The 13,332-nt window shown below is 60.5% G+C and carries 10 protein-coding genes; 1 reads left to right on the forward strand and 9 read right to left on the reverse strand.

Going from position 1 to position 13,332, the window contains the following annotated elements:
- Positions 1 to 78: 78 nt before the first annotated feature.
- From ACFSOZ_RS15750 to ACFSOZ_RS15775, 6 genes are all read right to left on the reverse strand, one after another.
- Positions 79 to 873: a response regulator transcription factor gene (locus ACFSOZ_RS15750; RefSeq protein WP_379099644.1), complete on the reverse strand. Its 795-nt coding sequence runs from the start codon at positions 871 to 873 to the stop codon at positions 79 to 81.
- A 365-nt stretch (positions 874 to 1,238) separates the two neighbouring features.
- Entirely contained in the window at positions 1,239 to 2,354 is a 1,116-nt protein-coding gene (locus ACFSOZ_RS15755; protein WP_379099647.1) for a hypothetical protein, read from the reverse strand.
- Between the two features lie 9 nt (positions 2,355 to 2,363).
- Positions 2,364 to 3,719, reverse strand: coding sequence for an HlyD family type I secretion periplasmic adaptor subunit (locus tag ACFSOZ_RS15760; RefSeq protein ID WP_379099650.1), 1,356 nt, complete (start codon positions 3,717 to 3,719; stop codon positions 2,364 to 2,366).
- Positions 3,716 to 5,986, reverse strand: a complete 2,271-nt coding sequence (locus tag ACFSOZ_RS15765) for a type I secretion system permease/ATPase (RefSeq protein ID WP_379099653.1) — start codon at positions 5,984 to 5,986, stop codon at positions 3,716 to 3,718. The genes ACFSOZ_RS15760 and ACFSOZ_RS15765 overlap by 4 nt, the downstream gene beginning before the upstream one ends.
- A gap of 145 nt (positions 5,987 to 6,131) precedes the next feature.
- Positions 6,132 to 6,554, reverse strand: a complete 423-nt coding sequence (locus tag ACFSOZ_RS15770) for a hypothetical protein (protein WP_379099656.1) — start codon at positions 6,552 to 6,554, stop codon at positions 6,132 to 6,134.
- A 354-nt stretch (positions 6,555 to 6,908) separates the two neighbouring features.
- Positions 6,909 to 7,739 carry a hypothetical protein gene (locus ACFSOZ_RS15775; protein WP_379099659.1) on the reverse strand — a complete coding sequence of 277 codons (831 nt, stop codon included), beginning with the start codon at positions 7,737 to 7,739 and terminating at the stop codon, positions 6,909 to 6,911.
- Positions 7,740 to 8,303: 564 nt separating this feature from the next.
- On the opposite strand from ACFSOZ_RS15775, the gene ACFSOZ_RS15780 reads away from it, so the two are divergent.
- Positions 8,304 to 9,761: an alpha/beta fold hydrolase gene (locus ACFSOZ_RS15780; protein ID WP_379099663.1), complete on the forward strand. Its 1,458-nt coding sequence runs from the start codon at positions 8,304 to 8,306 to the stop codon at positions 9,759 to 9,761.
- Positions 9,762 to 10,010: 249 nt separating this feature from the next.
- Here ACFSOZ_RS15780 and ACFSOZ_RS15785 read toward each other — a convergent pair whose 3' ends face one another.
- From ACFSOZ_RS15785 to ACFSOZ_RS15795, 3 genes are all read right to left on the reverse strand, one after another.
- Complete coding sequence (locus ACFSOZ_RS15785; RefSeq protein ID WP_379099666.1) at positions 10,011 to 11,894, reverse strand: bifunctional sugar phosphate isomerase/epimerase/4-hydroxyphenylpyruvate dioxygenase family protein; 1,884 nt, start codon at positions 11,892 to 11,894, stop codon at positions 10,011 to 10,013.
- Between the two features lie 82 nt (positions 11,895 to 11,976).
- Complete coding sequence (locus ACFSOZ_RS15790; RefSeq protein ID WP_379099669.1) at positions 11,977 to 12,810, reverse strand: cyclase family protein; 834 nt, start codon at positions 12,808 to 12,810, stop codon at positions 11,977 to 11,979.
- Positions 12,811 to 12,884: 74 nt separating this feature from the next.
- Positions 12,885 to 13,319, reverse strand: coding sequence for a type II 3-dehydroquinate dehydratase (locus tag ACFSOZ_RS15795; protein WP_379099672.1), 435 nt, complete (start codon positions 13,317 to 13,319; stop codon positions 12,885 to 12,887).
- Positions 13,320 to 13,332 lie beyond the last annotated feature (13 nt).

A 13,332-nucleotide genomic window follows, 5' to 3' on the forward strand; every position in this document is an offset into this window, starting at 1 on the left:
TAGCGCCGGATTTGTCTATCCAAATATCATAGAGAGCCGATCTGACTGGGTTACTATGACGGCTACTAGGTGCGGGTTCTATGCGTCGGAAATGCCGCTCTGCGCGTCTCCATTGGCGACATGCGCATTGTGCTGGGACAGAACAACCGCCTCAGTCCTGTTCTTCGCATGCAGCTTGTGCATGATACGCGAGATGTGCGACTTGACCGTATTCTGCGACAAGTTCAGTTCATTGGCGATGACCTTGTTGGACAGGCCGCGCAACAAGGTTGCCAGCACCTGTCGCTCGCGTCCCGTGAATACGATGTTGGCTGGGCTCGCGATCACGGGCAGCGCGGTCGCCATGCCGTTTAGGGCAATAGGCGTTTGCAAGGCGACGATATTCTCCGGCGAAACGGAAACCCAGCTTGCGCAGTCCATGTCCAGCGATCGCGGAAAGTAAACGCCACCGGCGATTACCAATCGAAGCGCAGCCAAGGCAATCTCGACAGAAACGGAGTGTGCAATGTAGCCTCTCACGCCAAAGCGGGTCACTTCGGAAATCATTGCATCTGAAATAGTTGATGCTTCGAGCCGCGTGAGGAGCATGAGAGGGGCGTCGGGCAGCAATCGGTGAAGCAAAGAGAGGCTCTTCAGTACGCGCTCGTCCGTTATGGCAGCGCCTCCGATGTTGAGCGTAGCAAGACTGATAGCTTTCCCGACCACGGAGTCCAATTGATGCGGGGTCTCGATCTCCAGGATAGCGAAATCCCGGAACTCATCACGAAGAATCCGCGCGAGACAACTTCGCCATAGCGGATGGTGGTCGACTATAACGATGGAAGGACGCTCGCAAGGCGAGCCGTTCTGTTCGACCGAAAGCGAGAGAGTCAATACACCCTCCTTATTGGCTCCCCAAAATAATATAAGCGAGTTAGCTGCTGCTAATCTACCTTTAGTTGGCCGTATGGTTAAGATCGGTCGCATTTGACACAAATTTGCGGCAATTCTGTCTGACGGACTTCCACCGCGATCCTGCAGGCCGTGGCGCCGGGCAGATAATCCCAATTCCGCGTCGAACCGTAAATTCCAGCGGCTGATCGACAGGCAAACCTACGCGATGCACAACTGCATCGGGCGCCCTCTCCGACAGGATCAAGCACTCACGCCCCATTTGTGGCGCGCTGAGACGAACTCGCGCCCGGTTTCCTCGGCTGCGTGCAGATTCACACGATATGGATCAGGTTTGCCCAGATGATTTAGACCAGTGCAAAATCGACTTGCACGACGGTTTGCTGTTCGATGATCGCGGTTTGTGTTGCGTCCACATCCATGTCGATCTTGCCATTCCAGTCCTCGATGTCCACGACGGCGTACTGATCGGCGTTGGCCTGCTGGAGCACGTCAACATATGCTCTGACAGCGTAAAGTTCTTCCAGTTCGCTGTCGATGTCGATGTCGATGTCGACGTCCTGATCGAGCTCGATATCCTGGTTCACGTCGACCGTGCCACCAGGTGGTCCGTCGCTGATCCGCAGATCGATCGTCGTATCCTGTTCGACCTCGACGGAGTCCCACAGGAAAACATCCAGATGGAGTACACCGTCGACGTCGAAGATTTCGAGATCGAGATCGATCTCCTGATCGATGCGCATTTCCTGATCGAGCAGAACCGCGAAATTTCCTTCGCCGTCGACGGTTAAGGAAATGTCTACGTCCTGGTCCATCACAAGATCCTGGAATATGTGCAGGCGCGCCGCCACCTCGCCCACGTAGCCGCTGACCGCGAAGCTTGCATCCTGGTCGACCAACACGGTTTGCATCACATTGATGCTATGTACGTCGTCGGTCCCGGCCGGCCCGAGATCGTTCGAACCGGCGCCGACACCAGTGGGCGGGTCGTCGATTTCGTCCAACTCGCTATCGTTCGGACCGAGGCTGACACCACCGCCGGCGTCGTCGCCGCTTGGCTCATCTTGGTGATCGTGCCCGTCATGGCTGCCGGCGCCTTCTCGCTGGGTGATCGCGGGAGATCTCGGCCCGGAGGAATTCTGAGCCACGGAGATGGAAATGACGTTTGGTCCGTCCGTCGCTCCAAGGGCGCCCGAGAGGTCGTGCGCGTCGCTGGACGGAGCCAGATTCTTGATCGGCATTGTCGCGGGATTCCCATCGAAGCCGTGCGCCGTCGGCCCGCCTTCCTGCTCGCCCGGTGCCTGATCGGCAACCGAATGCATGGCCGGCGGAGCGGCAGGGAACGGGATCTCGCTCGGCACGGCCAAGCTGCCAACGACGGTCAATTCCGGCCCGGCGATTTCCTGCGGATCGGCTCCGATGGGTGGCAGGGCGCCGCGGGTTCTTCTATCGGTGGGAAGCATCCCAGCCTCTCAATCTTCTCGGAAGGCCCGGTTGAAGCTCTCGAGGAGGGGACGCAGCATATAGTGGGCGACAGTGAACTGTCCGGTCCTAATCAGTACTTCGGCCGGCATTCCGGGCATGATCTCCACCTCCGGCAACTCACGCAAGGACGTCTCGCTGATCCGGACGCGGGCGATGTAATAGGCCCGCGCCGTTTCCTTGTCGATTTGGCGGTCGGCGGAGACATAAGTAAGGACGCCATCGACGGGAGGCACCCGTCGGTGCTTGTATGCCAGGAGGCGGACCCGCGCTTGGAGACCGGCACGGACCAGGTCGATGTCCTCCGGTTTGACCTGAGCCAGCACTATCAGGCGGTCCCGACGCGGGACAAGATCCATGAGCGGCTCGCCGGCGACCACCACCCCTCCGAGAGTGTGGATACGCAGATCCGTGATCGTGCCGGCTTCGGGCGCGCGAACGATTGTTCGGCCCAGCACTTCCCTTGCGGACTGAATACGCTCGATAAGCTGGTAAATCTGTGCTTGAACGTCGCGCAGCATCTCGGCGCTCTTGTTGTCTTGGTCGCTCCTCATCTGGAGGATCATTGCATCCGATTCTCCTATGGCTTGCCTGGCCCGCGAAACCTGCGCCAGTGTATCGCCAGACCGTCCGTCAATCTCGGCCTGTTCGCGCTCGAGCTGTAAGAGACGCCCGCGCGTCTGCAGACCTTTGGCGACCATGCTGGCAACAATCGCCATCTCCTTCTTGATGATTGCCGCGCGCTTCGCGGCAGCTTGCGCCTGAAAGCGCAGCGCAGCGATTTCCTCCTTCGTCTGAGCCTTGCGCTGCTGAATGACCCCGATCCGCGATGACTGGAGCTTGTGGTGCGTATCGAAGATCCTGATTTGCCCGGCCATCACCTCCGCCAGCGCGGGGTTGCCCTGAGCGGCCGAGGTAAGGCCAAGCGGGAACTGGATGGCGTCGCGGCCATCGCGCTCCGCCACCAGGCGCGCCTCCAGGGCCCGTGCTTCCCAGAGCTGCGCCTGGAGCACGTGAGCGGTGGCGCGAGCCCTTGTGTTGTCCAGCCCGATGAGCGGCTGCCCAGCGGTCACCTCGTCGCCGTCCTTCACCAGGATCCGGCCGATTATTCCACCCTCCAGATGCTGAATGGTTTTGCGGCTGGACTCTGCCTCGATCGTCCCTCCAGCGATGGCAGCGCTTTCGAGCGGCGCATAGGTTGCCCAGAAGCCGAAGCCGATGACGAACACGCCGACCACCGCGAACGCGCTCGCAGCGAGGAGCCGCAGGCGCCGGAACGGCGTCCCCGGCGGTGGCGGCAGGACGTCTGCGAGATCGTGCGCCACAGTGTGGTTCGAGCTTCTCATGACACGGCCCCCTCGGCTTCCGCCCCGTTAGCGAGGCGTCTCGCCGCCGGCGGCGGTCCCGAGGAGTCAACCTGGCCAAGTTGCCCTGCGCGATTCAGGGCGTTTACGATCTGTGGGCGCCTGACCGCAATGCTGGTGCGCCCGCTCTTGATCTTCCTGGCGACGTCCCGACGGTTCCCGAAGGCATCCATTCTGCCGTTGTCAAGCACCAGAATCTTGTCAGACATGTTCAGGATGCCAAGGCGCTGGGCGATGACGATGATCGTCGATCCTCGCCCCCTCATCTCCTCAATAGCCCGCCGCAAGGCATCCTCGCCTTCGGCGTCGAGGCTGGCGTTCGGCTCATCCAGAACGATGAGACGCGGATGGCCGAAAAGGGCTCGTGCCAGGCCGAGCCGCTGCCGCTGCCCGCCGGACAGCCGCGTGCCACCTTCGCCGATATCAGTCTCGTAGCCCATAGGCAGCCGCATGATCGCTTCATGCAAGCCCACCATGGCAGCGGCAGCGATCACGTCATCCGCGTGGGCCTCCTGCATGCGGGCGATGTTCTGCCGAACCGTCCCGCCTAAGAGCTCGATGTCCTGGGGAAGATAGCCGAGATATCGATGACCACCGGAGGCCAGCCAGAGCCCGATGTCGGCGCTATCGAGGCGCACATGCCCGACCGTGGGAGCGAGAGTGCCCGCAATGATTCGCCCAAGGGTCGACTTCCCGGCCCCTGAGGGACCGACTATTCCAAGGATTTGCCCGGGATTGACGACGAAGGTCAGCCGGCGCAGCGCCGGCGTGTCCGCGCCCGGCGGCATGAAGGTAACCTGCTCGACGGAGAGTTGTCCATTTGGGCGCGGTAGTTCCATTGCCCTTCGAGGCTGCGGCGCGGCCGCCATGATCTTGTGAAGGCGGCTGTAGCCCAGACGTACGCCGCTGACTGCCTTCCAGGTACCGATCGCGCCCTCGACTGGGCCGAGACACCGGCCCAGCAGGATAGAAGTTGCGAAGATCACCGCTGGGCTAACATCGTGCAGAATCACCAGCCAGGCTGCGCATGCCATGACGACGACTTGAGCGAGAAGTCGGACGAAGCGTGCGAGAGCCTGGATTGCTGAGCCACGCATTGCGGCGGCGAGTTGAGCCTCCTTAGCGTCGGACTGGTCATCGTGTAGGAGGCGGGCCACCCCAGGCAGCATTCCCATGGCGCTGATTGCTTCAACATTGCGCAGCAGGGACTCGAACCGGTGTTGGCTCTCTGCCCAGACGGCGCTCGACCGGGCAAAGGGTTTGCGGGTCACCATTTCATTGAGCATCGCAAGCCCGAACAGGACGACCGCCGCCAAAAGGCCGATCGCGCCGAGAAGCGGATGCACCAGGATCATCGCGAGAATGAAGATCGGCGTCCACGGAAGATCGAACAAAGCTGTGCAGGCAGTGCCGCCGAAGAAGGAGCGGAGGCCGCCAATGTCCCGCCAGGCCTGCGCCGCCGCGGCTGGATCACCGCGCATGGCCGACTGCACAGCTGCAATAAGGACCGGGGCTTGCAGGCGCTCATCGAGCCACACCCCAATGCGGATGAGCATCGCGCGGCGCAGGGTCTCCAGGATGGCATGCACGGCCAACGCAACGATGACGATCAAGGTCAACATCACGAGCGTCTCGATACTGCGGCTCGCAAGGACGTGGTCATAGATATGCAGGAGGTAAAGGGGAACCGTCAGCGCCAACAGGTTCACGAAGAAGCTGAGCACCAGGATCATGAGCAGCGAAGCTTTGCAAAGATTGAAAGCGCGCTCGACGTCGGTTCTTCCACGGCCCTTCAAGCGAGAGTGGACTACGGGCGAGTCACTGAGGTTGCGCGCGAGGACCGCAAGCAGCCAGACCTTGGAAAGACGACATGCGCGCTCGATCTCGGCCCCGGCGCCCCCCTTCACCCACGCGAGGACCGTCAGCGATTTCTCTCTGAGGGGACCCAGCGCAAGAACCGCCGACAGCAGCGCCCTGGACGCGCGCTCGATCTCGTTTCTCGCGCTGGCCCTCATCCAGACGAGGCCCACCAGCGATTTGTCTCTGAGGAAACCGAGCGTGAGAACCGCCAGCAGTACTGCCCTCGACGCGCGCTCGACCCCGTTTCTTGCGCTGGCCTTCATCCAGGCGAGCATCATGAGTGACTTGTCCCCGAGGAGGCCGGGCACCCAAAGCAGCCAAGCTTTGCAAAAAAGAAATTTGCGCTCTATTTCGGCTTCCGCGCCGCTTTTCATCCAGGAGAGAGCCATTGTCGGTTTATCTCCACGAGGGTGTCTTGGCGGTGCATTGAAGTGCGTCGACGAGCGAAGTCCGGTCGTCGCAGCTTGCGCCTGCGACGGGTGGCATCGCTCGGCGCCCGGATGAGCCCCGGGCGCCTGGTTTCAGCAACGACGGTCAAGCGAAGTCGAAATCGAAGTCGATATCGATGTCCGCGTCTTGATCGGCGGATTGATTCTGATTGACATCTACGTCGACGTCCTGATCCTGATCGACATCTACGTCATTGTCGTTCTCTTGATCAGTGACGATTTCGGTGTCGTTGTCGTTGTCGGCATCGCCGTCGGCATCGGCATCGGCATCAGCGTCGGCGTCGCTGTCATCATCTGCGTCCGCATCTGCGTCCGCATCTGCATCGTTGTCTGTGTCCGCGTCCTGGTCGTTGTCATTGTCGACGTCGGAATCGTTGGTGTTGTCTAGGTCTACGTCGGAGTCCTGGTCGGTATCGACGTCTACATCCTGATCCTGGTCCTGATCGAGGTCCTGATCGATATCGGCATCAATGTCGAAATCGAAATCATTGTCTTCAATGTCCGGCATGGGACTAACCCTCCCTGTGGTTGACGAACCGCTCTGGCGGGCATCTGCTCGCAGACCGGACCGACGGGCTATCCGGACGATCCCTGTGGATCCTTCGACAACGCGTCGATGGAGGAAGCATCGCCGTTCTCAGCACGGGAAAATAGTTACCAATGAGCATGCGGCCCAAACGGGAAACTCTCATGCCAATTGGTTTATTCGCTTGGGCAAGAGTCAACCCGAACGGGCGAACCCACCGGCTCGTCGAAGGATGAAGCGCTTCTTTTGGGTGGGGCACAGGACAGCAGCGCAGCAGGCACCGGAAGAAAGCCGGGGCAAACCCCGGCTTGTCCCGCGTCGCGGCGGCGATGAAGCTCAGGCGTCGCTGAGGTCCACGATTATGTCGACGTCCCCGTCGGCGGCGGCTTCTTCGTCGAGATCGACATTGATCTCGGTCGCGTCGTCATCCTCTGCCGCATCGATGGCGGCACGTACGGCGGATTCGACGAGAGAGGCGATGTCTACGTCCACGTCAGCGTCGACGTCGTCGCGGATTTCCACGTCAACGTCGGTGTTCTCATCGTTTTCCGAATTCTGTTCGACATCGGCATCGAGACCGTTTTCATCATCATCGTCTACGTCGACACTCAGATCGCTCTCGATTTCGACATCGTCTTCAATCTCGGCGTCGACCTCGACGACGATGACCCCGTCATCTTCGCTGACCTCGACATCGACGTCGATCCGCTGATCGACCTCGGGCCGTTGGTCAGTCGCGATCTCGATGTCACGTCCGCCGGAATCGCCGACGTCGCTGTCGACATCCGCGTCCTGATCCATTTCATCGTTCTGGTCGACTTCCGTGTCGAGCTCGACAATAGCCGGCCGCGAACCGATGACCGTCACCCCCAGATCGACATCGTCGCCAAGCTCGGAGTCTTGATCCAGATCGATGTCGAGATCGCCTGCATCCTCGGTGTTGATTTTGGAGACGTCGTCTTCGTCTTCGTTGTCATCAATATCGACTTCTTCTTTTTCCATCGCGCGTCTCCGTGGTGCAGCCGCGCCCGGTCGGCGCCTGCCATCAGCATCCCACCTTTCGAAAAACGGGCATAGACGCCAAGTCGGGCGAAACACCACGGTGCTGCAGGGACGATCGCACTCCTTGGTGGTAGCCGAAACGGCCCCCTTGGACGGTGGTGTCACCTGATAGGGCCAATACCTATGGGTGCCTGGTTTCCACCGCTCATGCGTTACGACCCAGCTTCAATTTGGCCTTGTCTGGCCGCCCGGCGCACGTCGCAGATGCGCCATTCTGAGACCTTCGCCGACGAAAGAGCTTTGGGTCGTTCTCCGGTAACGGCAGCGCGCAGAAGATTCGGACTGCGAAATCCCATGGCCAAAGAAAACGAGGTAAGTTGTCGGGAGCCGCGCCGTTCGTCCGATGCAAAGCGCAAGAACCGAATACCTAACCTTGAGAAGATAGTCGTAATCACGCACATCACTCTCGACAGCGTCATGCCAATCACCGCCTTGGGTCACTTGACCCATCGTTTTAGGCGGTAAACATTCGCTGAGAATGTCCGCAACGGGTCACGTCACGACGATACTCGCACCGACTTGAAGGTCCGCTATTTAAGATCCGAGACCCGAAGCTGTCGGTCTGCTGTCGGCCCATGAACGGACATCTGACCATGAGTTTGAAGCTCGATCGATCTCGTACGGTCCTGGCATCTGAACGCTGCGGCACATCGAAGCGCGTGGCTAGGAATGCAGCTCGACAAAAGGGCTGCTCGACCCGTACGCTACGGCATGGTGGCCAACCCTTTCGAGCGGAAGCTTGCGGCGATCCTTGCCGCGGATGTTTCCGGCTATAGCCGGATGATGGAGGTGGACGAAGCCGGCACGCTTGCGCGCATGAAGGCACATATTGGTGAGGTCGTCAGGCCCAGGATCGCGGCGCATCGGGGCAATGTCGTCAAGACCACGGGCGAAGGCCTGCTCGTCGAGTTTGCGAGCGTCGTCGAGGCGGTTGAGAGTGCTATCGAAATCCAACGATCGATGGCGGAGCGGAACAGCGGTGAGCCTGAGAACACCCAAATCCTTTACCGCGTCGGGATCAATCTCGGTGACCTCATCTTCGAGGACGGAGACGTCTTCGGCGACGGCGTAAACGTGGCCTCGCGGCTAGAGGGGCTCGCCAAGCCGGGCGGCGTGTGCGTCTCGGACATTGTGCATCAGGCAGTCGAGGACCGGATCCAGGTCCCCTTCCGTGACATGGGCAACCAGCGGGTAAAGAACATCTCCCGACCCATCCGTGTCTGGCAGTGGACGCCCGACGCGGCGCTACAGACGACTCGACCTGTCGAGGCGGCGCTGCATCAGAGGGTACAGTTCGCGACGGCGTCGGACGGCGTGCAACTGGCTTGGGCCAGCATTGGCCAGGGAGCGCCGGTGCTGAAGGGTCCGAATTGGCTGAACCATCTTGAGTACGAATGGCACAGTCCAATTTGGCGTCCGATGCTCGCGAAGCTCGCCAAGTTTTGCCATCTCGTGCGGTTCGATCAACGCGGAAACGGCCTCTCGGACTGGGAGGTTGAGACTATATCGGAAGATGCAATGGCCGGTGACATGTCGACAGTCGCGACCGCCGCACAGGTGGATCGGTTCGCGCTTCTCGGCATCTCGCAAGCCTGCGCCTTTTCCGTGCGCTATGCTGTGGAGCATCCGAAGCAAGTGACATGTCTCGTCCTGCTGGGTGGTTTTGTCCGAGGTCGGCTAAAGCGACCGGGTCTCGACCAAAGGAAGCTGTATGAAGCCGGGGCGATGATGATCCGCGACGGCTGGGGCTCGCCCAATCCTGTTTTCAGGCATTTCTTCACTTCGACGTTCATCCCCGACGCCCCACATGAGATTATGGCGAGCTTTGACGAACTACAGCGCATTGCCACGAGCCCCGAGGCGGCGATGCGACTTTGGCAAATGAACAGCAAAGTTGAGGTGACAGCGCTGGCAAAGAGGGTCCGTGTGCCAACGCTCGTGCTGCATTGCGTGGGCGATCGCGTCGTGCCGATCGAGGAGGGCCGCCTGATGGCAAAACTCATTCCGGGGGCGATGTTCGTCGAACTGCCGGGAAATAACCACGTGCTCATTGAAGGCACGTCAGCCTACGACCAGTTTTTCGAGGAAACGGCTGTCTTCCTGGCGATGCACAATCCGGTCGGGTAGCTTACGACCGGTGATCCACTTTAGAACTGCCGGTTCTACGGCAAGCTTTTGACCTGTGGGAGACCTTCATTTGCGACCATGGAATGGCAGCAATGCGCCGCATCTCGCCCGTTGAGCAGACTTAACCGCATCCCAAAAGCAGACATCCGAGCGCACAGGCGAGGCGGCACGTTTGCACCAGTAGCGAAGGTGGGGCCAAGGCAGCTTTTGACCCAAGTGGAAGTTTCGCTTTTCGGTCACGTCGAACGGTTAGATCCTTGGCATGCCTTTTGGCCGCAATGTTCGCTTCTGGGCAGCAATGCGGAACGGGGCATTGGCTGCCCCGTAGCCTCGATAGCCGCGCCGCTCGACGATCTCGAAGAAGAAACCTTCGCCGTAGGTCTGGCTGTAGAGCTGGAAATAGTCACCGCCCTCATCCCGATCGAAGAGGATGTTTCGGGCCCGCAACCGGTTCGTGAATTCCGGTTCGAGCCCGAGGCGTGCTTCGAGATCATCGTAGTAGTTCGGTGAGATCTCCAACCCATTGAAGCCGAGCTCGGTCAGGCGGTCGGCGGTCTGAAAAATATCGCAGCTGGCGAAGGCCAGATGCTGCACGCCCGAGCCGAAGCTTTCAGCGATAAAGTGACCGGCGAGCGTCCTGCGGTTCTCAGCACCATTCAAAGTAAGCCTAAGCCCGCCATCATCGCTCTCAACGACCTGGCTCCGTACGACGCCGGCCGGATCGATCACATCCACCATGGGCAATTTTGTCGTCCTGAAGATCGATGTGTAAAAAAGCAGCCAGGTCAGCATCTCCTCATAGTTCATTGATTGAGCGAGGTGGTCGATTGCCATCAGCCCGGCATCGTCGCCGACGTCGTTGACCGGTTCGAATTCGATCTCCCAGACTTTTGCCAACTCGCTCCTGCCGTCGATGAAGTAGATCACGCCGCCTCCGACCCCGCGTATCGCCGGTATCGCCAGCTCATCGGGACCATGGCGCTGTTCAAAGGGCTCGGCGCCCAAGGCACGAGCCCGGGCCACGGTTGCGGCCGCATCGTCGACCTTCAATCCGAACGCATAGGCAGAAGCGCCGTGAACGAGGTACGAGGAGTGCGCCAGCCCTTCTTTTTCGGTGTTGACGACAATGTTGATGGCGCCCTGGCGAAGTAGCACCACATCCTTGTGCTTGTGGTGACCGACCAGCGAGAACCCCATGGCACGCAGCAGCAGCACCAACTCTTCAGCCTCGGTCTCGTTTGCGGCGAACTCGACGAACTCGATGCCGCTGACCGCGACACGTTCCGGCAAAGCCGGCACGTCGATCGCGATGTCCGGCTCGGCGCGTGCAACCTGGTCCATGAGGTAGACCAGGGACCTGTGGCCATCGACCGCGATAGACCTGGGCGATCCACCGCGGAACTGGTCGTTGAATATTTCGAGCGACAACGGCCCGTCGTAGCCGGTTGCCGCAACCGCTCGCATGAAGTCGACCACCGGCAGGTCACCTTCGCCCGGCATGTTGCGGAAATGGCGGCTCCAGTACAGCAGGTCCATGTCAATCAGCGGAGCATCGGCAAGCTGGACGATGAAAATGCGATCGCCGGGGATGGCGCGGATCGTCTCCACATCCACCCGTCGGGCCAAGGTGTGGAAGGAGTCAAGGATCAGTCCGATGTTGGGATGGTTCGCCCGCCTGACAATCTCCCAGGCGTCGCGATGGTCGCTGGTATGCCTCCCCCAGGCCAGCGCCTCGTAGCCGACGCGAAGGGCGCGCCGTCCTGCCCGTTCGCCGAGTTCGCGGAAATCGTCGGCGGCACGGTCGATGCCGCCCAGCGCGAGCGGCGAGACGTTGGAACACACCAGCATCAGGTCCGTACCGAGTTCTTGCATCAGGTCGAACTTGCGCTCCGCCCGGTCGAAGGCGCGCGACCGTTGCGGTTCGGGCATTCCCTCGAAATCGCGGAAAGGCTGGAACAGTGTGATCTCCAGGCCGTGATCCCTGATCATCCGCCCGACTTCGGCAGGACTGCCGTCGTAAGCAAGAAAGTCATTCTCGAATATTTCCACGCCGTCGAAGCCGGCCGCGGCGATGGCCGCGAGCTTCTCGCGGAGGTCACCGCTGATCGAGACGGTGGCGATCGAGGTTTTCATCGCCGAGGTCCAAGCCATGCTCCTTGGACTTGGCCAAGTCCAAGGAGCAGATAGCATCTGTAACCTGACGTTCCTGGTCGCATCAAAGAAGCGCGATGACGCGGGTGGGCCCGCCGGTCGCGCCTTTCACCCTGGGAATCCCGAGGAAGAGACGCGCTCCGGATTCAGGGATTGCGTCGAGGTTCGCCAGGCATTCCACGCCCCAACGACCGCTGCCCAACCATTCGTAGTGGACGGGAAACGCCCCGCCCGAGTTAAGTCCTGTGTCCAGTGAAAGCGTGTCGACACCGATCCCCTTCACCTTTCGCTCGCCAATCAGAAACTGCGCGGTCTCGACATGAAAACCGGGGGTGTGATTTCTCTTCTCGTTGTCGTTGCCGGTGAACTTCGGGTCGCCGACCAGCTTGTGCCATCCCGAGTTCATCACCACGCAACAGCCTTCCGGGAGTGGTCCGTTCTTTGACTCCCACGCCTTGATGTCATCCGGCGTGAGCGATGTGTCCGCGTTCTCGGCGGCGCGCGCCGCGATGTTGATGACGGCGACAGGGACGATCAGATCCGAGATCGGGATCATGTCGGCCGTCAAACCGTCGGCGGAGAAGTGGATAGGCGCGTCCATGTGGGTGCCGCTGTGCTCGACGATCGTCCAACGATTGAGGTTCACCTTGTCCTTGGCGAAGGTGACGAGATGCTCGACCGTGAACCATTTCTCGCCGCTGAAGGTTGGAAACCCTTCATAGAGCGCGTGAGAGAGGTCGACCGTGTCGGTAAAACTCGTCGTCGCCGCCTCGGCTCGCGGCACGGTTGGAAGCGTGGCTGCCGCTGCCGCGCCAAGGCCAAGCGTAAATCCGGCTTTCAGCAGACCCCTGCGGGTGGCGTTTTCGCAGATCGAATGAAGGCATCCTGGAGGACACATGTGGCTTTCTTCCCTTCCCTGTTAACTCCTGTCAAAACTAGAAGTGAGGTGCCTGGTGAGATCGCCGACCATCGCTATTCGTCGGCCAATTCCCTCAACGATTTCACCGCGGTGGCATATCCCCGAGGCCCGAGGCCGGCGATGACCGCGGTCGCGATCTTCGACACAAGCGATCGGTGGTAGATCTCCTCTCGCCTGTGAATATTCGAGATGTGGAGCTCGACGATCGGGCCGGAGAACATCTTCAGCGCGTCGAGGATGGCGATCGACGTGAAGGAGAAGCCCGCCGGGTTGATGACGATCCCGGCTCCCTCGTCGATCGCTTCGTGGATCCAGTCGATGATCTGGCCTTCGCTGTTCGACTGGTGGAAACGGACGGGCGTGTCGCCGGCCGCATCGCGGCAGACGGCCTCGATCTCGGCCAGCGTCGTCGTGCCGTAGATTTCCGGTTCGCGCTTGCCGAGACGGTTCAGGTTCGGGCCGTTGATCACGTAGATAGGCTTCACCATGACGGCTCCTTTG

Source organism: Mesorhizobium newzealandense (assembly GCF_042682145.1).
In the GTDB taxonomy this organism is placed as follows: Bacteria; Pseudomonadota; Alphaproteobacteria; order Rhizobiales; family Rhizobiaceae; genus Mesorhizobium; species Mesorhizobium newzealandense.

What these genes read in the sequence shown, in the direction of transcription:
- ACFSOZ_RS15755 (WP_379099647.1), bottom strand. Translation starts at nt 2,354, where the DNA reads ATGCTTCCCACCGATAGAAGAACCCGCGGCGCCCTGCCACCCATCGGA.
- ACFSOZ_RS15760 (WP_379099650.1), bottom strand. Translation starts at nt 3,719, where the DNA reads ATGAGAAGCTCGAACCACACTGTGGCGCACGATCTCGCAGACGTCCTG.
- ACFSOZ_RS15765 (WP_379099653.1), bottom strand. Translation starts at nt 5,986, where the DNA reads ATGGCTCTCTCCTGGATGAAAAGCGGCGCGGAAGCCGAAATAGAGCGC.
- ACFSOZ_RS15770 (WP_379099656.1), bottom strand. Translation starts at nt 6,554, where the DNA reads ATGCCGGACATTGAAGACAATGATTTCGATTTCGACATTGATGCCGAT.
- ACFSOZ_RS15780 (WP_379099663.1), top strand. Translation starts at nt 8,304, where the DNA reads ATGCAGCTCGACAAAAGGGCTGCTCGACCCGTACGCTACGGCATGGTG.
- ACFSOZ_RS15785 (WP_379099666.1), bottom strand. Translation starts at nt 11,894, where the DNA reads ATGAAAACCTCGATCGCCACCGTCTCGATCAGCGGTGACCTCCGCGAG.
- ACFSOZ_RS15790 (WP_379099669.1), bottom strand. Translation starts at nt 12,810, where the DNA reads ATGTGTCCTCCAGGATGCCTTCATTCGATCTGCGAAAACGCCACCCGC.
- ACFSOZ_RS15795 (WP_379099672.1), bottom strand. Translation starts at nt 13,319, where the DNA reads ATGGTGAAGCCTATCTACGTGATCAACGGCCCGAACCTGAACCGTCTC.